General features: G+C 67.9%; 22 protein-coding genes. 6 read left to right on the top strand and 16 right to left on the bottom strand.

The genetic code is table 11. From position 1 onward, the window contains the following. Positions 1 to 3: 3 nt before the first annotated feature. From RN51_RS16900 to smc, 3 genes are read right to left on the bottom strand one after another with little or no spacing between them, the layout of a single operon-like run. On the bottom strand, positions 4 to 504 hold the full coding sequence (locus tag RN51_RS16900) for a DUF2004 domain-containing protein (RefSeq protein ID WP_045265193.1): 501 nt from the start codon (positions 502 to 504) through the stop codon (positions 4 to 6). 44 nt (positions 505 to 548) lie between these two features. Further along, the gene (gene ftsY / locus RN51_RS16895) at positions 549 to 1,421 is read right to left on the bottom strand and encodes a signal recognition particle-docking protein FtsY (protein WP_045265192.1); all 873 of its coding nucleotides are present in this window, start codon (positions 1,419 to 1,421) and stop codon (positions 549 to 551) included. 57 nt (positions 1,422 to 1,478) lie between these two features. After that, the gene (gene smc / locus RN51_RS16890; protein WP_045265191.1) at positions 1,479 to 5,030 is read right to left on the bottom strand and encodes a chromosome segregation protein SMC; all 3,552 of its coding nucleotides are present in this window, start codon (positions 5,028 to 5,030) and stop codon (positions 1,479 to 1,481) included. A gap of 527 nt (positions 5,031 to 5,557) precedes the next feature. Here smc and RN51_RS16885 point away from each other — a divergent pair. The 4 genes from RN51_RS16885 (at position 5,558) to RN51_RS16870 (ending at position 9,154) form a co-directional block, all read left to right on the top strand. Next, positions 5,558 to 5,842, top strand: coding sequence for a hypothetical protein (locus RN51_RS16885; RefSeq protein WP_045265381.1), 285 nt, complete (start codon positions 5,558 to 5,560; stop codon positions 5,840 to 5,842). 125 nt (positions 5,843 to 5,967) lie between these two features. After that, entirely contained in the window at positions 5,968 to 7,038 is a 1,071-nt protein-coding gene (locus tag RN51_RS16880) for a GNAT family N-acetyltransferase (protein ID WP_045265380.1), read from the top strand. A 101-nt stretch (positions 7,039 to 7,139) separates the two neighbouring features. Next, entirely contained in the window at positions 7,140 to 7,835 is a 696-nt protein-coding gene (locus RN51_RS16875) for an ABC transporter ATP-binding protein (protein WP_045265190.1), read from the top strand. Then, complete coding sequence (locus RN51_RS16870; RefSeq protein ID WP_052674775.1) at positions 7,832 to 9,154, top strand: FtsX-like permease family protein; 1,323 nt, start codon at positions 7,832 to 7,834, stop codon at positions 9,152 to 9,154. The genes RN51_RS16875 and RN51_RS16870 overlap by 4 nt, the downstream gene beginning before the upstream one ends. Positions 9,155 to 9,198: 44 nt before the next feature. On the opposite strand, the gene mutM is transcribed toward RN51_RS16870, so the two are convergent. The 6 genes from mutM to RN51_RS16840 form a co-directional block, all read right to left on the bottom strand. Beyond that, positions 9,199 to 10,065, bottom strand: a complete 867-nt coding sequence (gene mutM / locus RN51_RS16865) for a bifunctional DNA-formamidopyrimidine glycosylase/DNA-(apurinic or apyrimidinic site) lyase (RefSeq protein ID WP_045265189.1) — start codon at positions 10,063 to 10,065, stop codon at positions 9,199 to 9,201. Then, positions 10,058 to 10,750 carry a ribonuclease III gene (gene rnc / locus RN51_RS16860; RefSeq protein ID WP_045265188.1) on the bottom strand — a complete coding sequence of 231 codons (693 nt, stop codon included), beginning with the start codon at positions 10,748 to 10,750 and terminating at the stop codon, positions 10,058 to 10,060. Before rnc ends, mutM begins: the two co-directional genes overlap by 8 nt. Positions 10,751 to 10,760: 10 nt before the next feature. Then, positions 10,761 to 10,970 carry a 50S ribosomal protein L32 gene (gene rpmF / locus RN51_RS16855; protein ID WP_017830754.1) on the bottom strand — a complete coding sequence of 70 codons (210 nt, stop codon included), beginning with the start codon at positions 10,968 to 10,970 and terminating at the stop codon, positions 10,761 to 10,763. Between the two features lie 2 nt (positions 10,971 to 10,972). Continuing rightward, complete coding sequence (locus RN51_RS16850; protein WP_045265187.1) at positions 10,973 to 11,521, bottom strand: YceD family protein; 549 nt, start codon at positions 11,519 to 11,521, stop codon at positions 10,973 to 10,975. 72 nt (positions 11,522 to 11,593) lie between these two features. After that, a complete protein-coding gene (gene coaD, locus RN51_RS16845; protein WP_045265186.1) occupies positions 11,594 to 12,091 on the bottom strand; it encodes a pantetheine-phosphate adenylyltransferase in 498 nt (165 codons plus the stop codon). A gap of 30 nt (positions 12,092 to 12,121) precedes the next feature. Beyond that, positions 12,122 to 14,296 carry an ATP-dependent DNA helicase RecG gene (locus RN51_RS16840; protein WP_045265185.1) on the bottom strand — a complete coding sequence of 725 codons (2,175 nt, stop codon included), beginning with the start codon at positions 14,294 to 14,296 and terminating at the stop codon, positions 12,122 to 12,124. Positions 14,297 to 14,357: 61 nt separating this feature from the next. Between RN51_RS16840 and rsmD the strand changes: the two genes are divergently transcribed. After that, a complete protein-coding gene (rsmD, locus tag RN51_RS16835) occupies positions 14,358 to 14,975 on the top strand; it encodes a 16S rRNA (guanine(966)-N(2))-methyltransferase RsmD (RefSeq protein ID WP_045265184.1) in 618 nt (205 codons plus the stop codon). Here rsmD and thiL read toward each other — a convergent pair. Further along, positions 14,945 to 15,940 (bottom strand): thiamine-phosphate kinase, encoded by a 996-nt coding sequence (thiL, locus tag RN51_RS16830; protein ID WP_045265183.1) that lies wholly within the window; start codon positions 15,938 to 15,940, stop codon positions 14,945 to 14,947. The genes rsmD and thiL overlap by 31 nt on opposite strands. A gap of 23 nt (positions 15,941 to 15,963) precedes the next feature. Here thiL and RN51_RS16825 point away from each other — a divergent pair, with 23 nt between their 5' ends. Beyond that, positions 15,964 to 16,446, top strand: coding sequence for a DUF3515 domain-containing protein (locus RN51_RS16825; RefSeq protein WP_045265182.1), 483 nt, complete (start codon positions 15,964 to 15,966; stop codon positions 16,444 to 16,446). 21 nt (positions 16,447 to 16,467) lie between these two features. Here RN51_RS16825 and RN51_RS16820 read toward each other — a convergent pair whose 3' ends face one another. The 6 genes from RN51_RS16820 to leuC form a co-directional block, all read right to left on the bottom strand. Beyond that, on the bottom strand, positions 16,468 to 17,550 hold the full coding sequence (locus tag RN51_RS16820) for a D-alanine--D-alanine ligase family protein (RefSeq protein ID WP_045265181.1): 1,083 nt from the start codon (positions 17,548 to 17,550) through the stop codon (positions 16,468 to 16,470). Continuing rightward, positions 17,456 to 18,613, bottom strand: a complete 1,158-nt coding sequence (locus RN51_RS16815; protein WP_156149216.1) for an NAD(P)H-dependent glycerol-3-phosphate dehydrogenase — start codon at positions 18,611 to 18,613, stop codon at positions 17,456 to 17,458. The genes RN51_RS16820 and RN51_RS16815 overlap by 95 nt, the downstream gene beginning before the upstream one ends. Then, entirely contained in the window at positions 18,579 to 19,343 is a 765-nt protein-coding gene (locus RN51_RS16810) for a lysophospholipid acyltransferase family protein (protein WP_045265179.1), read from the bottom strand. The genes RN51_RS16815 and RN51_RS16810 overlap by 35 nt, the downstream gene beginning before the upstream one ends. Further along, positions 19,340 to 20,707, bottom strand: a complete 1,368-nt coding sequence (gene murA / locus RN51_RS16805) for a UDP-N-acetylglucosamine 1-carboxyvinyltransferase (protein WP_045265178.1) — start codon at positions 20,705 to 20,707, stop codon at positions 19,340 to 19,342. Before murA ends, RN51_RS16810 begins: the two co-directional genes overlap by 4 nt. A 65-nt stretch (positions 20,708 to 20,772) precedes the next feature. Next, a complete protein-coding gene (gene leuD / locus RN51_RS16800) occupies positions 20,773 to 21,369 on the bottom strand; it encodes a 3-isopropylmalate dehydratase small subunit (RefSeq protein WP_045265177.1) in 597 nt (198 codons plus the stop codon). A gap of 3 nt (positions 21,370 to 21,372) precedes the next feature. Beyond that, positions 21,373 to 22,815, bottom strand: coding sequence for a 3-isopropylmalate dehydratase large subunit (leuC, locus tag RN51_RS16795; RefSeq protein WP_045265176.1), 1,443 nt, complete (start codon positions 22,813 to 22,815; stop codon positions 21,373 to 21,375). Positions 22,816 to 22,930: the final 115 nt, after the last annotated feature.

Genomic DNA, 22,930 nt, shown 5'->3' with positions numbered 1-22,930 from the left:
CTGCTAGTCCGCGCTCATCACGGACTGCACGCTGCCGTCGGAGCCGAGGTTCACGAGCAGCACGTCATCCGTCGAGCTGTCGTCGAGGGCGTACTCGAGCACGGCGAACGGCTCTGAACCGCCGTGCTCGTCGGCGAGGATCGTCATGCTCATCAGACGAAGCGAGCGGATGATGTCGACAGCCGCGTCTCCCGACACGTCGACGAGAACGTCGGGCAGGTCGTCGCCGTACGCCTCCTGCTGCTGAAGGATGTACTCGGTCACCTCGCTGGTGCGGTCGTCGACTTCCGCGAGCATGCCCCGACGCGCCGTGCCGTCGACGCTCTCGAGGCCTGCGATGAGCGAGGCGGCGATGTCGAGCGCATCGGAGGACACGTCGTCTTGGTCCGGTGCAGTCAGATCGACGGTGACACTCTGATCGCCGAGCTCCACGGTCTCCGACCAGAAGATCGATCCGTCCGGGCCCGAGGACAGGAGTCCGAAGTAGTCGTGTTCGATCGCCATAACGCTATGAAACCAGCCTCGTGCTCACCGCGGTAGTCCTGTCATCAACCGACCAACGACTGGACGAAAACGTGAGGGGTGAAACCGGTGAGATCATCGATCCCTTCCCCCTGTCCGAGCAGCTTGACCGGGATGCCCGTGCGCTCCTGAACTGCCAGCACGAAGCCGCCCTTGGCCGATCCGTCCAGCTTGGTGAGGACGAGCCCGGTGACTCCGGCGTGCTCGAGGAACGCCTCGGCCTGCATCACGCCGTTCTGACCGGTCGTGGCATCGAGCACGAGCAGCACCTCGCTGATGGGCGCCTGCTTCTCGATCACGCGCCTGACCTTCGAGAGCTCATCCATGAGACCGCCCTTCGTGTGGAGACGGCCGGCCGTGTCGATGATCGCGATCTCGATGCCTTCGCGCTTCGCGTACTCGACCGTCTGGAAGGCGACCGATGCGGGGTCCTGGCCCTCCTGCTGCGGACGGACGATCGCCGCGCCACCGCGCTGTGCCCACGTGGCCAGCTGGTCGACGGCGGCCGCGCGGAACGTGTCGGCCGCGCCGACCACGACGCTGCGCTGGTAGCCCCGGAGGAACTTCGTGAACTTCCCGATCGTGGTGGTCTTGCCGACGCCGTTGACGCCCACGACGAGGACGACAGCGGGACGCTCGGTGAGCTTCAACGTCGTGTCGAACTTCGCGAAATGCTCCTCGAGCGTCTCCCGGAGCATCCGCTGAAGGTCTTTGGGGTCCGTGGTGCGGTACCGGTCGACCTTCTGACGCAACTCATCGACGACGCGCTCACTGATGTCCGGACCGAAATCGGCGGTGATGAGCGCCGTCTCGAGATCCTCCCAGGTCGTCTCATCGATGGTGGGCTTGACGAACATGCCGCGCAGTGCACGACCAAGAGACCAGGACTTCTCCGCCATCCCACCAGCCTACGGGTTGCTCACCGGATGAAATGCGTGCGCGCCGGTGGACGGCGATCACACCGCAGCTGCGGCCCTGTCTCCGACCCGCTGCCCCACGACCGCCGAGACACCGTCCTGCCGCATCGAGACGCCGTACAGGGCATCGGCGATCTCCATCGTGCGCTTCTGATGGGTGATGACGAGGAGCTGCGAACTCTCGCGCAGCTGCTCGAAGACCGTCAGAAGGCGACCGAGGTTCGCATCGTCCAGAGCCGCCTCCACCTCGTCGAGGATGTAGAACGGGCTCGGCCGAGCCTTGAAGATGGCGACGAGCAGCGCGACGGCGGCGAGCGACCGCTCCCCGCCCGAGAGCAGCGACAGCCGCTCGATCTTCTTCCCCACCGGACGGACCGAGACCTCGATGCCGGTCGTCAGCATGTTGTCGGGATCCGTGAGCGAGATGCTGCCCGTTCCACCGGGGAACAGGAGCGGGAACACCTGACCGAACGCCTCCTTCGTGTCTTCGAAGGCGCTCGCGAAGATCGTCTGCATGCGTTCGTCGAGGTCGGCGATGATCGTCAGCAGATCCTGTCGCGTCTGGGTGAGGTCGGCGAGCTGCTCCGTGAGGAAGGCATGCCGTTGCTCCAGTGCGGCGAACTCCTCCAGGGCGAGTGGGTTGACTCGCCCGAGCTGCGTGAGCTTGCGCTCCGCTTCGGCCAGACGGCGCTGCTGGATGCGGCGATCGAAAGGAATCGCCGCCGCGTCGGCTGAGTCGTCTCCCCCATCTGCGGATCCCGCGATCGGGTCGCGTGGGACCAGCTGGTCGGGGCCATATTCCGCGATGAGAATATCTTCGTCCAGCGCCAGTTCCGAGGAGACGCGCTCGAGCAGGCTGTTCAGGTGCAGCTTCTTCTCGTGGATCTGCAGCTCGAGACCGTGGACGCTCTCGGTGAGCCCGGCGAGGCGTTCGCGCAGCGAGGTCTCCTGGGCGCGAAGACCGACGAGTTCCTGGTTCTGCGCCGACCGAGCGGCCTCTGCTTCTTTGAGCGCGAGTCGTGCTTCGGTCACCGAACGATCCAGCGAATCGAGGATACGCGGCAGCTCGTCCGCCACCCCAGAGGCGGACTCCCGCTGGGCGCGACGGATGACCGCGCGTCGGGCTGCTTCGGCCGCAGCCTCTCGCTCGTGCTCACGCTGTCGTTCCAGACTCGTGACCCTCGACTGCGCCGCGCGGACCCTCTCCCGCAGCGTCTCGACCTCGAGCCGAGCCCGCACCTCGCCCTCTCTCGCCAGCTCCAGTGCCTCGAGGAGTCCGTCCCGTGCGGATGCATCGAGCACGGGCCTGGGCGACGCGATCGCGTCATCGAGAGCGGCTTTCGTCGCCTGCGCCTTCTGCTCCGCTTCCGAGACCGCAGACTGCGCCTGGGCGAGCCCGGTCTCCAGTCGCTCGCACTCCGCGACAGCGGATTCGTGGCGCACCGTGATCCGGTTGACCTGCTCCGCATGCGTGGCGAGAGCAGCATCGTGCTCCCGAAGCGCCCGAAGCGCGTCCTTGGCCTGCCGCCTCGTCGTCTCGACCGCCTCGTCAGCGTCCCGACGAGCCTCTCGGAGCGAGTCCGCGACGATCCGGATCTCCGAGAGGCGTTCGGTCGCGGCATCGCGTTCGGCCGCGAGCTCCAGGCGGGAGCGCTCCCCTCCCGAGCCCGTCCGCAGAGTGTGCGCGGTGATCACGTCACCCTCCACGGTGACGACGGTGGTCGCGGTGTCCCCCATCGCATCGAGCGCGGTTCTCGCAGCGCGGGCTGCTCCCAGATCATCCGCGAGCAGGACGTGCGAGAGTACTCCGAGCACGCCGTCGGGAGCGGTCACGACGTCGATGGCCGGTGTGACTCCCGAGAGTTCGGGGAACGCTGCCGCAGACCGGGGCGCGTCCGCGATCACGAAGTCGACCACTCCCCTGCGCTGGTGCGAGGATTCCGCCGCCATCGCGAAGGCATCGTCAGCGGTGTCGATCAGAACACCCTCCGCGAGCGGGCCCAGGACAGCGGCGACGGCCGCTTCGTATCCCGCCTGCACCTGCACCGCGTCGCCGACGAGACCGCGGACGCCCTGGCCGCCCGCCCTGACGATCTCGGCTGCACCGCCGGAGAGCGCCAGGGCGCTGCTCAGGGCGGATGCCTTCGCGGTCAACGAGTCGACTTCACGCTCCGCCGAGTGCAGACGTTCCCGGAGCGACTCGCGCTCGGTCTCCGCCGCTGTGGCAGCCCGCTGTGCGCTTTCGTAGGCCGCCGCGTGCTCGGCCGCCGAGCCTTCCGGCGCTTCGGCATCGTCGATGGACTCGAGTGCGTCCGCCGCTTCCCGGCGACGTGCGTCAGCGGCTTCGAGCGCGTTCTCCTGCCGAAGGACGGCCCCGCGCACCGCGGCGAGGGCGGATGCCGCAGCATCGGCGGATCCCCTCAGCGCGGAAAGGCGCATGTCGTACTCGGAGACGAGCGCGCTCTGCTCGGCGATGTCGACATCGAGGGTGTCCAGTTCCGCGCGAGCGTGCACGACCTCGCGGCTCGCGGCGACGGCCGCATCCTGAGCGTCCCCCAGCCCTGCGGAGATCGTGTCGATCTCTTCCCTCGCCTCATCGATCGTGGACTGCGTCACGGTGATCGCGGTGATCGCAGCATCATCATCGTCGGTTCCGAGAAGCGCCAACCGCTGATTCGCGAGCGTGTAGAGCCCGCGCATCCGCTCCTGGACCTGCTCGAGCCCGAACGCGACGCTGCGCGCTTGGTCCACGGCGACCGAGTTCTGATCCTGTTCGAGGCGTGCGATGCTCGCGCGCACCGTCTCCGCCTGATCGGACAGCACCAGGCGCTCGGTGTGACGCTCGTGCTCGGTCCGGGTGTGATCAGCGAGAGCAGCGCGCAGAGCGACGACGTCATCCGCGAAGATGCGCGCCTTCGCATCGCGCACGACTGCGGCGATCGTCTGCGCCTCGCGAGCGATCTCGGCCTGTCGACCCAGAGGCTTGAGCTGTCGACGGATCTCGCCCGCGAGATCGCTCAGCCGTGTCAGGTTGGTCTCCATCGCATCGAGCTTTCGGAGCGTCTTCTCCTTGCGACGGCGATGCTTGAGGATGCCCGCTGCTTCTTCGATGAAGCCGCGACGGTCCTCGGGAGATGCCTGCAGCACCGTGTCCAGACGGCCCTGACCGACGATCACGTGCATCTCACGGCCGAGTCCCGAGTCGCTCAGCAGCTCCTGCACGTCGAGGAGACGGCAGCCCTCGCCGTTGATGGCGTACTCGCTCGAGCCGTTGCGGAACAGAGTACGGCTGATCGTCACCTCTGCGTAGTCGATCGGGAGCGCACCGTCCGCATTGTCGATCGTCAGCTGCACCTCGGCTCGACCGAGAGGGCCACGGGTCGACGTGCCGGCGAAGATGACGTCTTCCATCTTCCCACCGCGCAGGGTCTTCGCCCCCTGTTCACCCATCACCCAGGCGAGTGCGTCGACGACGTTCGACTTCCCGGAACCGTTCGGCCCGACGATGCAGGTGACCCCCGGCTCGAACACGAAGCTCGTCGGCTGCGCGAACGACTTGAACCCTTTGAGCGTCAGGCTCTTCAGATGCATGCGGCCACCGCTCGTCCGGGGAGAATCACGCGGCTACGCTACCGGAATTCCGGGCCTGGAGCGTCATCCCGCGCGGGATGACGGGTAACTCGAGAGCCCGGCGACACGCCGAGCGGAACAACATGTGCTTGACGTGGCTCGCGCGTGTTCGCTACCGTTTCCTCCGGATCGCCACACGAAAGGAGGTTACCGATGATTACGACTCAGCTCAACGCACAGGCCACTGGCCTCGCCGCGCCCGCGCACTTCGCGCCGCGCCTTGCGTTCTCGGTAACCGCCGGCGTCCGCACGAGCGCTCTCTCGTAGAACCGCACCCCGACTCTCCGGACCCTCGTCGGTCCTGTCCGTCCGGTTCTCTCGCGCCCCCCTCCGCAGATCTGCGCCACAGGTCTCGGCACTTCCCGCATCGGATGGCCGCCTCTTCGGCCCCATCGATGTCTGCTCTCCCGCACCGTTCTCCGCTGCATCCGCAGCCGACGTGCGGTGCTTCCGCACCCATCATCACCGTCACTTCCGAAGGAATCACCGTGAACACCACGTTGCATCGCAGCGACATCCACCCGCCCGATATCGAGGACCGCGAGGTCCTCCAGATCCCTCGTCCCGACGAGCTGCGTCGCCTGTCGATGACAGATCGCCTCTCCCTCAGGATCGGCCTCTGGCTCTTCCAGAGGGCACAGCGTCCGCGTCGTCCGCGTCGCGGTCCGCGTATCGATCCAGCCGATCTGTTCCTGCTCGGCGAGCAGCGTCACCGCTCCGCTGCAGAGTCGAACGCATTGCTCACGTACGACATGCAGCGCGGCATGCGCTGAGGTCGGCAGAGGGCCATGACGAACTGCTCCGCGACCGCGCCCGCCCGCATCATCCGCGAGCGGGCGCGGTCAGCACCACGATCCCCCAGCTGCACACCCCGGACGGAAGAACACGAATGAAGACCATGGAAACGACGATCACACCGCTGATCGTCCCGGTCACCCTGCAGAGCGCGGATGCCGCCGAATTCCTCGCCTTCGGCGAAATCAACCGGCTCGTCTGCGATGAGCAGGTGGGTCTCCCCGATCTCGCCCCTGACGCTGCACAGATGCTGCCGAACTGGCAGGACGACACCGATGCGCTCGACGTGGGTTTCGTCGCACGAGCCGGCGGCGAGATCGTCGGCATCGTGACGATGTCGTTCGCCCAGGAGGCCGATGCGCATGCCGCAGAGATCGACCTGCTCGTCCCCTCGGCCTACTGGGGCCGAGGCGTGGAAGAGATGCTTCTCGACCGGGCGGAGGCCGAAGCGCGTGCGCGAGACCGGAGCGTCCTGCAGATCTGGAGTCTGCACCGCCCCGAGGAGAGCGAGCGGATGCTGGTTCCGCGCACGGGGTGGGGGCGCATTCCCTCGACGCCGCTCTCCGACCTCGTCGCGTCGCGTGGTTATGTCCTCGAACAGGTCGAACGCAACAGCGAGTACGACCTCGGACGCGACCCGGCACCGCTTCGCACGGCGCTGCACGATGCGATCGCAATGGCGGGCGAAGACTATGCGCTGCTCGAATGGGACATGCCCACTCCTCCGGAGCTGAGGGCTGGATTCGCCGCTGTGCTCGCCCGCCTCTCCGCCGATGCACCCAGCGGAGACATGGACTTCGTCGCAGAGGTCTGGGATGCCGAGCGAGTGGTGCGGCGCGAGGCGCGACTGCTCGGCGCCGGCCAGGCCGTCTCCGTGGCGGCGGTCCGGCATGTGCCGACCGGGGCCATCGTGGCGTACAACGAACTGCTCATCGCCGCCGACCGAACGGGTGTGACGCACCAGTTCGGGACGCTGGTGAGCAAGGACCACCGTGGCCATCGTCTGGGAACCATCGTGAAGTGCGCCAATCTGCTTCGTTGGCGGGATCTGATGCCGGAATCGCCTGTGGTCTCCACCTTCAACGCGGAGGAGAACCGGCCGATGCTGGACATCAACGAGACCATCGGATTCGTGCCGGTCTCCTACGCCGGAGCGTGGCAGCGGAAGCTCTGACACGCATGCGGGCTCGATCTCATTCTCCGGGATGACGTCGAGCCCGCACGGTCATCCGCCCGGGCGACGACCGGGCCGGGCGGGACGGAGAGGCTGGAATCATGAACATCCCCGTGATCGAAGCCCACGCCCTCAGCAAGAACTTCGGGTCGACACGCGCTCTCGCCGGCGTCGACCTCGCCATCCATCGAGGTGAGTCCGTCGCCATCATGGGAGCCTCCGGGTCGGGCAAGACGACGCTCCTCCACGTCCTGGCCGGGATCACCAGTCCTGACGCCGGCGGGGTCGTCTTCCGTCCCGCAGAGGGAACTGCCATCGAGGTCACCGCGCTCGGCGAGTCCGCGCGCTCCAGACTGCGACGCGAGAGGTTCGGATTCATCTTCCAGCAGGGCCTTCTCATCCCCGAGCTGACGGCGGTGGAGAACGTCGCGCTCGCCTCGATGATCAACGGCGTCCGCCGTCAGGACGCCGTGCAGCACGCCGCCTCCTGGCTGGCAGCGCTCGGACTCGCCGGGATGGAGGACCGCCGGATCGGCGAGCTGTCGGGTGGGCAGGCGCAACGCGTCGCGATCGCGCGCGCGCAGGCCACCGGCGCAGAGGTCGTCTTCGCGGACGAACCCACCGGGGCGTTGGACTCGACCACGTCGTCGGAGGTCATGGATGCGCTCCTCTGGTCCACGACCGGGCAGGGCCGCACACTCGTCGTCGTCACGCACGACGCCGACGTCGCAGCCCGGTGTACGCGCACGATCGCGGTGCGCGACGGACGGATCATCTCGTCGGCGGTGACCGCGTGAACCGCAATGTGCTGGCCCTCCTGTTGCGTCCCGCTCCCGGTCAGGGCGGCGTGCTGGTCCTGCCCGTCGTCGCGTTCGCCGTCGTCACGACCCTCGTGCTCACGGTCATCGGCGGCGCACAGTCGTTCTGGGGGTGGACAGACGAGTTCGCTCCTCTGTACCAAGCGCTTGCGGCCATCGCCCTCGTCCTGCTGGTCGTCCCGCTGATGTCCGTCGGCGGAGCGGCCGCCCGACTCTCCGCTCGTCGACGCGACGAACGACTCTCCACCCTTCGCCTGCTCGGGGTGTCACCCTCCGGCGTGACCATCGCTACGGTGACCGAGTCCGTGCTCGTCGCTGCGGCAGGTGCCCTCGTCGGAATCGTCGCGCACGTCGCGATCAGCCCGCTCATCGGCCTCATCCCCTTCCGCGGCGAGGCTCTGGGGTTCGGCGCCGTCGTCCTTCCACCTGCGCAGACGGCCGTCGTGGTGGCCGCCGTCCTCGCTCTCGCCTCCACGAGTGCGGTCATCGGTCTCCGCCGCGTCGTCATCTCGCCACTCGGTGTCCGCACGCGCACCGATGTCCCGAAAGTCCACTGGATCCGGGCCGTGCTCGCCGTGAGCGCGATCGCCATCGCGTTCGTCCTGATCAAGGTCTTCCCGTCCGTGGGCGGACTCGTGCTGACGATCGTCGTCCTCGCCGGGCTGTTCGGTGCGGCACTCGCCGTGTTGAATCTCGTCGGCCCGTGGGTGCTCAAGGTCTCCGCATCAGGTCAGCTTCGTCGAGCCGAGCGCCCGGAGCGTCTGCTGGCGGCGCGTATCGTGCTGGACTCCCCGAAGGCCGCGTGGCGACAGGTGGGCGGCATCGCCATGGCGAGCTTCATGGCCGTCTTCGCCGGCACCGGGGTCGCGATCATCAGCATGATCGATTCCTCCGATGCCGCTGCTGCCGACGTGGCGCTCGCCGACGACATCCGGACCGGTCTCATCATCACCCTCATCGGCTCCTTCCTGATGGTCGCGGCGTCCGTCGGGGTGAACCAGGCCTCCGACGTGCTCGACAAGCACGAACTGCACCGCAGCCTGCACCACCTCGGCATGCCTCTCGAGACCGTAGACCGCGCGCGACGGCGAGCGATCATGTCACCGCTGCTGGTGACCGCGATCGGCTCGGCGCTCGTGGCCGCGATCCTGGTCTTCCCGTTGGTCGGCATCGCGCTGATCACCGCGCCGGAGTCCCTGCTGACCATCGCGCTCGTGGTGTCCGTCGGGATCGGCGTCGTCTGGGCGACGACCTGGGCGACCCGTCCACTCCTGCAGCGCTCGTTCCTGCCCGCCTGAACGCGACCTTCGGGACGGATCGGGCACGGCGCCCCTGTCAGCGGCTATCTCGGCAGCCGCTGACACCGCGGGCAGAAGTGCGAACCGCGGTTCATGAAGCTCTCGCGCACGATGAGCGTGCCGCAGCGTGGACAGGGCTTGCCCTGCTGCCCGTAGGCGTTGAGCGAGTGCGCGAAGTAGCCGGCTTGACCGTTGACGTTGACATACTGCGCATCGAAGCTGGTCCCGCCTTCGGCAAGGGCCTTGGTGAGCACGAGTCGGACTTCGGCCAGCAGCCTGCGAACCGCCTGCGTCGAAAGCCGATCCGCCGGTGTCTCCGGATGGATCCGCGCGGCCCACAGGGACTCATCGGCGTAGATGTTGCCGATCCCGCTCACGACCCCCTGGTCGAGGAGGACACGCTTGATCGCGCTCCCCCGTCGCCCCAGGGCAGCCCGGAACGTCCGTTCGTCGAATGCCGGGTCGAGAGGGTCGCGCGCGATGTGGGCGACCTGGGTCGGAACCCGCGAACCGCTGTCGTCGATCAGTGCGTCGACGGCAAGGGACCCGAAGGTCCGCTGATCGGCGAACACGATCGCGAGCTCGCCGTGACGGGGATGCTCGATGCCGATCCGCACGCGCTCATGACGTTCGGCTCCCGCGTCCGGAGCACGCAACAGCATCTGACCGCTCATGCCGAGGTGCCCGATCAGCGCGGAGTCCCCGTCGTCGAGCGGCAGCCAGAGGAACTTGCCGCGGCGCGACGCATCGATGAACATGCGTCCCTCGAGTCGAGCGACGAAGTCAGCCGCTCCGGCGACGTGACGCGTGAGTGCCCGCTCATCGAACACGCTCACCGCGGTGATGGTGGATCCGACGACGGCCGGCGCGAGACCGGCGCGGACGACCTCGACCTCGGGAAGCTCAGGCACGCTCGCTCAGGCTGCGCCAGGCGCTGAGCGCCGCAGCCATCTCGGCGGTCTTCTTGCTGCTGCCGACACCGGTCATGCTGACATCGCCCACGCTGACCGTAGCGAGGAATCGACGGTCGTGATCTGGTCCGCTCGCCTCCACCGAGTAGCGAGGAGGAGTCGCACCGAGGCGGGCGGCGAGCTCCTGGAGACTGGTCTTCGGATCCATCGCCGCACCGTAGCGCTCCGGGTCCGCGAGCAGCGGCTTCGTCAGGCGGAGCACCAGTTCCGTGGCGGCGTCAGGACCCGCCGAGAGGTACGTGGCTCCGATGACGGCTTCCATCGTGTCGGCGAGGATCGAGTCCTTGTCGCGACCACCGGTCTGCTCCTCACCGCGACCGAGCAGCAGGTGACTGCCGAGGCCGATGCCCCGCGCGACCTCGGCCAGCGCGACCGTCGAGACGACGCTGGCACGTCGCTTCGCCAGTTCGCCCTCATCGAGGTCGGGGTGAGTGGTGAAGAGCATGACGGTCACCGCCTGCCCGAGCACCGAGTCGCCGAGGAACTCGAGCCGCTCGTTGTGCGGGATGCCGCCGTGCTCGTAGGCGTAGGAACGGTGAGTGAGGGCCAACTCCAGAAGCTCCGCGTCGATCTCGACGCGGAGCTTCTCTGGGAGAGGCCTCGTCCCCCCGGGGACCTCCGTCACGGTACGCGACTCAGACGTCGGCGACCTTGCGGCCCTTGTACTCCAGGAAGAGCTCGGTGCCCTGCGAGTCGGTGACGACCTTGGCCTGGTGGGGACGGCTGTAGACGACCTGGCCGTTCTCGATGGTCTTGACGAGCGCGACGGGCGCCGCCTTCCACTGCGCGCGGCGCGAGCGGGTGTTGGAACGGGATACCTTGCGCTTCGGGGGGTTACCAGCCATGACTAGCTCTCTTCTTTCTCGGCGGCACGAGATTCTTCCGTGCCGTCTTGGTCTGTGATGTTCTGGAGCGCGCTCCACCGAGGATCGATGGGAGCGGCCTGCTCCGTTCCGGTACTCACGGTCAGTCGTTCACCCGTTTTCGGGTCGAGACCCGGGCAATCCGGCTGACACACCGGCTGAAAAGGAAGTGCCAGTACGGCCGCATCCCTGACGAGAGTTTCAAGATCCACGTGGTCGTCTTGAACCTCGAAGTCAGTTTCTTCCTCACCAGGATACGCGAAAAGCTCCTGGAACTCGACTTCGACGGGCCGAGTGATGTCCATGAGGCATCTTCCGCACACTCCGGCGTACTCGCCGTCGGCGCTTCCCGACACGAGGATGCCTTCGTGGACGGACTCGAGCCGGACATCGAGATCGAGGTCGGAGCCGGCTTCATACGACACGATCCCCTCACCCCACGATTCGGCGAGGGTCACGGTGAACTCGTGTTCCCGCATCTCGCCCGGACGCCGGACGATGTCACGGACGGGGAGCACGAAAGGGCCGTTCATTCGAGAGCGCACACGTCCATGCTACCGGCCGATACCCGCACTCGTCCTGAACCCGCACCCAGGCGGGAGGCGTCAGATCCCGCGGGCCCCGGTGTCCAGGAAAGCCGCGACCGCAGGCGGAACGAAGGGGCTCACGTCTCCGCCGAGAGAGGCGACCTGGCGCACGAGCGAACTCGACACCATCGCGTGCGAGGGGTCGGGAAGGAGGAACACCGTCTCGATGCCGGCGAGGTGTCGGTTGACGATCGCCATCGGCGACTCGTATGCGACGTCGACCTGCGAGCGGATGCCCTTCACGAGCACTCCCGCGTTGACGTCGCGGGCGTAGTCGACCAGGAGCCCCATGCTCCACGAACCGATCACGATCTCGCCCTGCATGCCGTCGTCGGCGATCGACTTCTCCAGCAGAGCGAGTCGCTGCGCGATGGGGAGCATCGCCTCTTTACCCGGGTTGTGCACGACCAGCACGTGCAGCTCGTCGTACAGGGCCGCGGCGCGCCGGATCACATCGAGGTGACCGAGGGTGGGCGGATCGAAGGAACCCGGGACGACGGCGATCCGGCTGCTCATGGTTCCAGCCTAGGGCACGTCGGTTCCGGATCAGTTCTTCGCCAGCGCAGCCCGATCCTCGTCGCTCACGCGGCGTCCGATGGCGTCGCGGAGTCCCGGGTGATCGGCCAACTGCGGATCGGCGCGCAGGATGCCCTCAGCGATCTCGCGTGCACGAGTGATCAGTCCCGCATCCTTGACGACCCTGAGCAGCTTCAACGAAGAGCGGACGCCTGCTTGCACCGCACCCAGCACATCGCCTTCGCCACGCAGTTCGAGATCGACCTCCGCCAGTGCGAAGCCGTCGAGCGTGGCGGCGACCGCGTCGACCCGCTCGCGGGCGATCGTGTCCGCCTCGGCCTCGGTCACGAGCAGGCAGAGCCCCGGCACCCCGCCTCGACCGACGCGCCCACGGAGCTGGTGCAGCTGGGAGACGCCGAACCTGTCCGCATCGAGGACGATCATCGTGGACGCGTTGGGCACGTCGACGCCCACCTCGATCACTGTCGTCGCCAGCAGCAGGTCGATGTCACCGCGCGCGAAGGACTGCATCACGCCGTCTTTCTCGTCCGAGGGCATGCGACCGTGCAGCACGGCACGCCGCAGTCCACCCAGGGTGGGGTGCGTCGCCAAAGCCTCATCGAGCTGCACGACACCCCAGCGAGGTCCTGACGCTCCCTCCGGAGCGAGCGCCGCCGGCTCACCCGCCTCTGCCGTCTTCTTGGTCGTGTCGATCGCGGCGCACACCGCGAAGACCTGCCGCCCCTGAGCGATCTCCTCGGCCGCGCGCTCCCAGACCCGGTTGAACCACCCGGGGTGCTCGGCGAGCGGGGCCACGAACGACTCGATACCCGCACGACCGGCCGGCATCGTGCGGATCACGGAGGTGTCGAGGTCGCCGAACACCGTCATGGCGACCGTGCGCGGGATCGGAGTCGCCGTCAGCACGAGAGCGTGCGGACTCGAACCCTTCGCGCGCAGTGCCTCTCGCTGCTCGACCCCGAACCGATGCTGTTCGTCGACGACGACGAGGCCGAGATCGGCGAAGGTGGTCTTCTCGCCCAGCAGAGCATGGGTGCCGACGACGATCAGCGCTTGCCCCGAGGCGACGCGCAGGGCTGCCTTGCGACGCTCGGCCGCAGGCATCTGGCCGGTCAGGAGCGTCGGCATCAGCAGCGGGGCGAGATCGGGGCCGAGCATCTTGGTGATCGAACGGAGGTGTTGGCCCGCGAGCACCTCCGTCGGTGCGATCAACGCCGCCTGTCCGCCGCTCTCCGCCACCTGCAGCATCGCCCGCAGAGCCACCAGGGTCTTACCGGAGCCGACCTCACCCTGGACCAGACGGTTCATGGGCCAGGCGCCCACGAGATCCTCCGCGATCTGCCGTCCCACCGTCTCCTGATCGGCGGTGAGCGTGTACGGAAGGCTCGCGTCGAAGCGTTCGAGCAACCCGCCGGGCTTCGCGGGGCGAGACGTGGCTGCCAGCGCCCGGATCGCGTCGCGCTGCTGGAGCAGTGCCGTCTGCAGCGTGAGGGCCTCGTGCATCCGCAGCGTTCGCACGGCCGGATCGATGTCGTTGCGCGTGCGGGGCCGGTGCACGAGCTCCAGAGCCTCGCGGGCGGTGAGCAGCTCTTCCCGCTCCCTGATCTCCGCGGTCAACGGATCGGGCGCGTCTGCCAGATCGTCGAGCACCCGGCCGACGAGTCGGGCGATCTGCCAGGTCTGGATCGCCGAGGTCGCGGGGTAGATCGGGATCGGCACGGTGGCGCGTGCATCGGCACTGCGGCGGGCGGAATCCTCGTCATCGAACAGCTCGTACTCGGGGTGGGCGAACTGCGTCACGCCGTTGAACTCCCCGACCTTGCCGGAGAACACGCCGCGACGACCGACCGCGAGGTCCTTCGAACGCCACTCGGCCGCACCGACGTTCTTCGCGAAGAACGTGAGAGACATGCGGCCGATGCCGTCGCCGATCACGACGTCGACCATGGCGCCGGGGCGGTTCCGCATCCTCCGGAAGCTCGACGACAGCACCTCGGCGACGATGGTGACGGTCTCGCCGAGCGGCAGGTCCCGAATGGGCGTCAGCTCCCCCGGATCGGCATAGCGGCGGGGATAGTGGGACAGCAGGTCGCCGACGCTCTTCATGCCGAAGGCCCGACCGAGCGTCTTGGCCGACGCCGCGCCGAGGGCGTCCTCCAACGAGGAATCGAGCGTGAGCGACATGCTCCGAGTCTAGGGAACACGACGGACACGACCGCCACGTGAGCTGTCGTATCGTGAACGGGTGACGAGGATCATCGCAGGCAGCGCCAGAGGAGCCAGGCTCGACGTGCCGGGCTCAGGGACCCGCCCCACGAGCGACCGTGTGCGCGAATCGCTTTTCGGCGCTCTGGAGTCCTTGAGCGCCATCGCCGGCGCGAGGGTCCTCGACCTGTACGCCGGGTCGGGCGCGCTGGGGCTCGAATCCCTCAGCCGTGGAGCGGCGAGCGTCGAGTTCGTGGAACGCGGACGGCAGGCCGCGGCCATCGTCCGACGCAATGTGGAGGTCGTCTCGAAGGCCGGGAATCTGCCCCGCGGACGTGTTCATGAGAGTACGGCGCAGGCGTTCCTCCATCGCGCGGTGGGGCCCTACGATCTCGTGTTCAGCGATCCGCCGTACGACCTCGACGACGCTGCCATGACCGCCGATCTGATCGCGCTCGCGCCGCTTCTGTCCACGGACGCCGTGGTGGTCGTGGAGAGAGCTCGTCGATCAACGCCTCCGGACTTCGGCGCAGCGAACCTGGCGCAGTTCCGCGAGAAGTCATACGGCGACACGACCCTGTGGTGGGCCGAGCCTGCGACAGAAGACGAGAACCCGGATGGGGTCGATCAGCCCGCGGCCGAGTCCCAGTCCCGATAGGGGTCCCATCCGCTGAGGTCGACCGGCTGCTCGTCGCACAGCAGATCGTCTTCGCCGGCGGCGCGCACCGTGCCGATCACCCGGAATGCCGGCGGCAGGAGCCCCTCGGGGAAGGTGGCGAGCAGCGCGTGGTCCTCTCCCCCGGCGATGGCGCGCTCCGGATCGTCGCCGAGGAGCGAGCTGTCGAGGGCGATCGTCACCCCGGAAGCGGCCGCCATCCGTCGCGCATCGAGAGCCAACCCGTCGGAGATATCCATCATGGCGGTGGCGCCGGCGGTCGCGGCCACTGCGCCGAGGCCGATGGGTGGTGACGGTCGCAGCTGCGCGATCACCGCTTCGCTCTCACCGGGTGCGAGCTCAGCAGGATTCACGGGGACGGGCACGCCTCCGTCACGGAATCGCCCGAACAGCACGGCGAGACCACGCACCGCATGGCCGAGCTCTCCCGCGATCGCCACCACGTCACCGGGGCGCGCGCCGCTCCGCGTCACCGCAGCACGTCCTTCGAGATCACCGAGGGCCGTGACCGCGACCGTCAGCACATCGGACACCGTGAGGTCGCCACCGACCACCGCGCATCCCGGCGCGAGCGCGGTGCAGGCCTCCCGGAAACCGTCCGCGAGCCGCTCGACGAAGGAGAGCCGCAGGTCGCGTGGCACGGCCAACGCGACCAGAAGCGCAGTGGGGCGCGCGCCCATGGCTGCGACATCCGCGAGGTTGACCGCGGCCGACTTCCAGCCGAGGTCGTACCCGCTCGACCAGGCGAGGCGGAAGTCGGGGCCGTGCACGAGAGTGTCCGTCGTCGCCACCACGGAACCGGACGGAGCGGCGATCACCGCGGCATCGTCGCCCGGCCCGATAAGAGCATGCGACGCCGCCGGCGTGCGAGACAGGATGGCGCGGAGGATGTGCCCTTCGGACACGTCTCCCAGGCGTGGATCGTCGACGTCGGGTCGGGAGGGCATGCTGTCAAAGGTAGCCTGGAAGCATGCCCCGTTCCCGTCGCCTCGCTGTCCTCGCCGGAGCAGCGGCACTCAGCGCCGTGCTCGCCGGCTGTGCGACCACCGTGCACCTCGAGCCCGCTGCAGATGCGAACAATCCCGCATGCGCGAACGTCTCTGTCCTGCTCCCGGAGAGCGTAGGCGGTCTCGATCGCGTCTTCACCGATGCGCAGGCGACAGGTGCGTGGGGAGACCCCACGGTCGTTCTGCGCTGCGGCGTGGAACCGCCTGCTCCCTCCGCGCTGGTGTGCACCACCATCGGCGGAGTCGACTGGCTGGTCCTCGACCAGGAGGAGGAGCGCCAGCGCCTCGTCACCTTCGGTCGCGACCCCGCGGTGGAGGTCACGATCAAGCGCGGTGAGCAGATCGACTTCCAGACCATCGTCGACAAGATCTCGGCCAGCATCCAGTCGGGCCTGCAGCCGGCGACCGGGCAGTGCACGGATCGCGTCGAGTTCCCCGCGAGCTGACGCCCACGGGGAACAGGTCGCTCAGCGGCGGAGACCGGCCTCGACGAGCTCGGTGATCAGATCGCCATAGCTCAGACCGGAAGCGACCCAGCACTTGGGGAACATCGAGATCGGCGTGAAGCCCGGCATGGTGTTCAGCTCGTTCACGACGAGTTCACCCGACGGCGTCAGGAACATGTCGACACGCGCGAGCCCACGACCGTCGACCGCTTCGAAAGCGCGCACACCGATGTCCTGGATGGCCGTGCGCTCCGCCTCCGTGAGGTCAGCTGGACACACGACGTCCACGCCGTCGCCACCCAGGTACTTGCCCTCGAAGTCGTAGAAACCTCGCGACGTCAGCACGATCTCGCCGGGGAGCGACGCACGGACGCCGTCGGCACTCTCGAGCACGGCGACCTCGATCTCGCGGCCGCTCACGCCCGCTTCGATCAGCACCTTCTCGTCCTCGGCGAAAGCCACGGCCAGTGCCGCATCGAGCTCATCGGCGTGCTCCACCTTGGAGACCCCGACGCTCGAGCCCGCACGAGCAGGCTTCACGAACACCGGAAGACCGAGTGCGTCCGCCCGTGCACGCACCTCGGTGACGTCGCGGTCCCAGTCCTTGCGCCGCACCGTCACCCCCGGTGCAACCGGGATGCCTGCCGCCTCCAGGGCGATCTTCATGAAGTGCTTGTCCATGCACAGCGCGGAGTCGAGGACCCCACCGCCGGCGTAGGGAACCTCGAGCGTGTCGAAGTACCCCTGGATCGTGCCGTCTTCGCCGTGCGGTCCGTGCAGGATGGGGAGCACGACGTCGATCTCGCCGAGGCCGTCGACGGAGCCGTCGCTCTGCACCACGCGCAGCGTGCGGTCTCCGCCCGGCTCCGGCCAGAGCACACGCGTGCCGTTGTCCACCACCTCCGGAAGGTGCTCCGCATCGAGCGGGAACTTCGCGGGATCGTCGTCCTCGAGCACGAAGGCACCTTCGCGGGTGATCCCGACGGGGATCACGTCATAGCGATCGCGATCAATCGCCCCCAGGACGCCCCCCGCCGTTGCGGAACTGATCGAATGCTCGCTGGAGCGCCCGCCGAAGAGCACCACCACCGTCTGCTTGTCCATGGTTGGTCCTCTCACCCTGCGGGGTGTCGTCGTCCGTCGTCAGGTGGGGCGCGATGTCCCGCGGATCCATCTTCCCGTCGAGCACCATCTTCACCTGCTCGACGATCGGCATGTCGATGTCGGCCTCGCGCGCCAGCTGCAGGATCGGCGCGACGGACGCGAGTCCCTCGGCAGTCTGCTGCATCTGTTTCACGACGTCCTGGAAGCTGTAGCCCTGTCCGAGCAGACGCCCGGCGGTGTTGTTGCGACTCAACGGCGATTGGCATGTGGCGATGAGGTCGCCGAGGCCGGCGAGGCCCTGGAGCGTCTCCGGGTGCGCCCCGTTCGCCACCGCGAAGTCGGTCATCTCGACCAGGCCGCGGGTGATGATGGAGGCCTTCGTGTTCTCGCCGTAGCCCACACCGTCGACGATCCCGATCGCGACCGCGATCAGGTTCTTGAGGACGCCACCGAACTCGGTGCCGATGACGTCGGTGTTCACGAAGGTGCGGAAGTAGTCGTTCCGTGCCGCGCGCGCGACGATCTCCGCCGTCTCCTGGCTGCGCGACGAGATGACGGCCGCGGTCGGCTGCTCGCGGGCGATCTCGAGCGCGAGGTTCGGCCCGGATGCCACGGCCACACGATCGGGATCGCAGCGCAGCTCCTGCTGGATGACCTGACTCATACGCAGCCCGGTGCCGCGTTCGACGCCCTTCATGAGGCTGATGATCTTCGTGTCGCTGTCGGCGATCAGTGGCCGCAACGCCTTCAGGTTCTCGCGCAACGACTGGCTCGGCACCGACAGGTAGACCTGGTCGACGCCGTCCAGCGCGGTCGCGAGCTCGTGCGTCGCGGCCATCGTGCGCGGGAGATTAATCCCCGGCAGATAGCGGGAGTTGCGCTTGCCCTCGTTGATCTCCTGCGCGAGCTCTGCGCGGCGCGCCCACATCGTCACCTGAGCACCGCCGTCGGCGAGGATCTTCCCGAAGGTCGTGCCCCAGCTGCCCGCACCGATGACGGCGACTCGCGGACCGGCCGGCGCGGTTCTCTTAGGAGTCAAGGCGTCCTGTCTCCTTCTGACCATGGGTGGCGGGATTCCAGCGTTCAGCCGGTGCCTTCTCGTCTCGCAACTCCTCGAGGAGCGCCGTGATCGCGTTCATGAGTCTGTTCGTGGCTTCGTTGAGAGCCGCCGGCTCCCCGGCGCGGCCTTGCAGATCGGAGATGTCGACGGGATCGCCGATCAGCACCGTGACGGGCTTGCGCAGCGGCCAGAGGCTCAGACCCTTCTGGTAGCGACCCATGATCGCCTGCGTACCCCACTGCGCCATCGGGATGAGCGGGATGCCATCGGCGAGTGCCAGCCGAACCGCACCCGACTTGCCGCGCATCGGCCAGAGATCAGGGTCCCGCGTCAGCGTGCCCTCCGGATACACGATCACACCGCGGCCGTGCTCCACGAGCTCTTCCGACTGCTTCATCGTCTGACGCGCGGAGGCTGCCGAGGAGGTGCGTGCGACGGGGATCATGCCCGTGCGGTGCAGGAACCAGCCGAGCACGGGCACCTTGAACAGGCTCTCCTTCGCCATGAACCGAGGAGCACGACCCGAGCGCCACACGGCGACCGCGACGATCAGCGGGTCGAACTCCGAGTAGTGGTTGGGCGCCAGGATGTAGGAGCCCTGCTGTGGCAGCTTCTCCGCCCCACGGACCCGGATCTTCGCGATCAGGGAGACCGGGGGGATGACGAGCGCCGCGAGCGGCCAGAAGATGCTCGGCCGCGTCGTCTCCGATGATCGGGACGTCACGGCGGTCACCGGATGACGTCGAAGTCGGCGCCGAGCGCGTCGAGCTTAGCGAGGAACTTCTCGTACCCACGGCTGAGGATGTCGACACCGGACACCTTCGACTCGCCTGTCGCCGTCAGTGCCGCGATCACGTGGCTGTATCCGCCGCGGAGGTCGGGAACCACGATGTCGGCACCGTGCAGCGGCGTGGGGCCGGTGATGACGGCGGCCTGCTCGAGATCGCGACGGGGAACGCGTCGGGGGCCGTCCTGCAGACCACGGGGGTGCACGACGATGTCGGCTCCCATCTTCACGAGCGCATCGGTGAAGCCCATGCGGTTCTCGTAGACGGTCTCGTGCACGACGGAGCGACCGTGCGCCTGGGTCAGAGCGACCACGAGCGGCTGCTGCCAGTCGGTCATGAAGCCGGGGTGCACATCGGTCTCGATCACGACAGGCTTGATGTCGCCTTCGCGACGGAACAGGATGCCGTCCTCCTGGATGTCGAACCAGCCGCCCGCCTTGCGGAAGACGTTGAGGAAGGTCAGCATCTCCTGCTGCTTGGCGCCGCCGACGAAGATCTCCCCATCGGTCGCCAAGGCCGCGGAGGCCCAGGATGCGGCTTCGTTGCGGTCGAAGATCGAGCGGTGGTCATAGCCGCGGAGCTTCTCCACCCCTTCGATCACGATGACGCGGTTCGGCTCGTAGGAGATGATCGCGCCCATCTTCTGCAGCACCGCGATGAGGTCCATGATCTCGGGCTCGATCGCCGCGTTGCGCAGTTCCGTGACACCTTCGGCGCGGACGGCGGTCAGCAGCACCTGCTCGGTCGCCCCGACACTCGGGTACGGGAGGTGGATGTTCGCGCCGTGCAGGCGGGTCCCTCCCGTCGAGAGACGGATGCCGCTGGGGAGCTTCTCGACGATAGCGCCGAACTTGCGCAGAGCATCGAGGTGGAAGTCGATCGGGCGGTCGCCGATGCGGCAGCCGCCGAGGTCGGGGATGAACGCCTGGCCGAGACGGTGCAGCAGCGGTCCGCAGAACAGGATCGGGATGCGCGACGCACCCGCGTGTGCATCGATCTCCTCGAAGTGGGCGGACTCCACATCGCTCGGGTCGAACACCAGCGAGCCGGGCTCATCGCCCTCCGAGACGCGGACGCCGTGCACCTCGAGCAACGAGCGGACGACGGCGACATCGCTGATCGCCGGCACGTCGCGCAGAGTGCTCACGGTCTCGCCGAGGAGCGAGGCGACCATGGCCTTGGTGGCCAGGTTCTTCGCACCCTTGACGTCGACGCGTCCACGGAGCGGGCGTCCGCCGCGAATGGCGAGGACGTCTCCGGTGAGTGCAGGGACTCCGTCCGGAAGAGCGTCGCGCACAGGTGTCGTCATTCGGAGCCTCACTTCATCTACGGATTTCGGGGGCGGGTTGCCCCTGGCTCCCCCGCCCCCACCGTCTACTGAACGGGAAGGGTTCGGGGCCGCCACGACTCGCGACGGGCCTCGAACTGCGCGATCTTGTCTTCGTTGCGCAGCGTGAGCCCGATGTCATCGAGCCCTTCGAGGAGCCGCCATCTAGTGTAATCGTCGATCCCGACCTCGGCCTGGACGTCGCCGATCGACGCGGTGCGCGCCTCGAGGTCGACGGTCATCTGCGCGCCGGGATTCCGGTCGATCTCGGCCCAGAACCGCTCGAGATCCTCTTCCGAGATCGTCGCGGCGAGCAGACCCTGCTTGCCCGCGTTGCCACGGAAGATGTCGGCGAAGCGCGGGCTGAGCACGACCTTGAAACCGAAGTCGCGCAGCGCCCACACGGCGTGCTCACGGCTGGAGCCGGTGCCGAAATCGGGACCGGCGACGAGCACGGAAGCACCCTGGAAAGACGGCTGGTTGAGCACGAAGTCGGGGTCCTGTCGCCAGCCGTGGAACAGCGCGTCCTCGAAACCGGTCTTCGTGACGCGCTTCAAGAACACGGCAGGGATGATCTGGTCGGTGTCGACGTTCGAGCGCTTCAGCGGAGCGGCGATACCGGTGTGGGTGGTGAACTTCTCCATGGGTCAGAACCCTTCCGTCAGGTCGCTCGGGCTGGACAGTGTGCCGCGGATCGCAGTCGCAGCCGCGACGAGAGGCGACACCAGGTGTGTTCGTCCTCCCTTGCCCTGTCGACCCTCGAAGTTGCGGTTCGAGGTCGATGCGCAGCGCTCGCCCGGCGCCAGCTGATCCGGGTTCATGCCCAGGCACATCGAGCAGCCGGCGAACCGCCATTCCGCCCCGAAGTCCTTGATGACCTGATCAAGGCCCTCGGCCTCTGCCTCCAGCCGCACCCTGGCGGAGCCCGGGACGACCATCACCCGCACGCCGTCGGCCTTCTTCTTGCCCTGGATGATGGAGGCGAACGCACGGAGGTCCTCGATGCGGCTGTTGGTGCACGAGCCCATGAACACGGCGTCGACCGGCACCTCCTTGAGGGGTGTGCCCGGCGTCAGGTCCATGTACTCCAAGGCTCGTTCCGCTGCCGCGCGCTCATTCGGGTCGGCGATCTCCGCGGGGTTCGGGACTGCCGAGGACAGCGAGCTGCCCTGCCCCGGGTTGGTGCCCCACGTCACGAAGGGCTCCAGCTCGTCGGCGTCGATGAACACCTCGGCGTCGAAGGTCGCGCCCTCCTCGGTGGGCAGTGTGCGCCAGTAGGCCACCGCATCGTCCCAGTCCTGGCCCTTCGGCGCGTGCGGACGGCCCTCCAGGTACGCGAAGGTGGTCTCGTCCGGCGCGACCATCCCGGCTCGGGCGCCAGCCTCGATCGACATGTTGCAGATCGTCATGCGGCCCTCCATCGAGAGCGCACGGATCGCACTGCCGCGGTACTCGAGCACGTAGCCCTGTCCCCCGCCGGTGCCGATCTTGGCGATCACCGCGAGGATGATGTCCTTCGCGGTGACGCCGGGGCGCAGAGTGCCCTCGACGTTGATCGCCATCGTCTTGAAAGGCTTCAGCGGGAGGGTCTGGGTCGCCATGACGTGCTCGACCTCGCTCGTGCCGATGCCGAACGCCATCGCCCCGAACGCGCCGTGGGTCGACGTGTGCGAGTCGCCGCAGACCACGGTGATCCCGGGCATGGTCAGTCCGAGCTGCGGACCGACGACGTGCACGATCCCCTGCTCCGCATCGCCGAGCGAGTGCAGACGCACACCGAACTCGGCCGCGTTGCGCCGGAGGGTCTCGATCTGCGTGCGGCTGGTCAGGTCGGCGATCGGCTTGTCGATCTCCCACGTGGGCGTGTTGTGGTCCTCGGTCGCGATCGTCAGGTCGAGACGGCGAAGCGGGCGCCCCTCGCTGCGGAGGCCGTCGAACGCCTGCGGGCTGGTGACCTCATGCACGAGGTGCAGGTCGATGTAGATGAGGTCGGGCTGGCCGTCCTCGCCCTTGACGACGAGATGGTCGTCCCAGACCTTCTCAGCGAGCGTTCTGGGGCGTGCGGAATCCGCACCGGCGGTGGTGGTCATGGCGTGTCTCCTGTGGCTGGCGGTTCGGCCCACGATGGACTCCGCGACGAGGAGGGGCTCAGAACGAGGTCTCGTCGCGGCGCCTAAGAAGAAGGAGCACGGTCCGCATGACGTC

Origin of the sequence: Microbacterium oxydans (genome assembly GCF_000956405.1) — a bacterium.
Classification (GTDB): Bacteria; Actinomycetota; Actinomycetes; order Actinomycetales; family Microbacteriaceae; genus Microbacterium; species Microbacterium oxydans_C.
The sequence above is the reverse complement of the archived record's forward strand: the minus strand, read 5'-3'. Positions and strand labels throughout refer to the sequence as shown.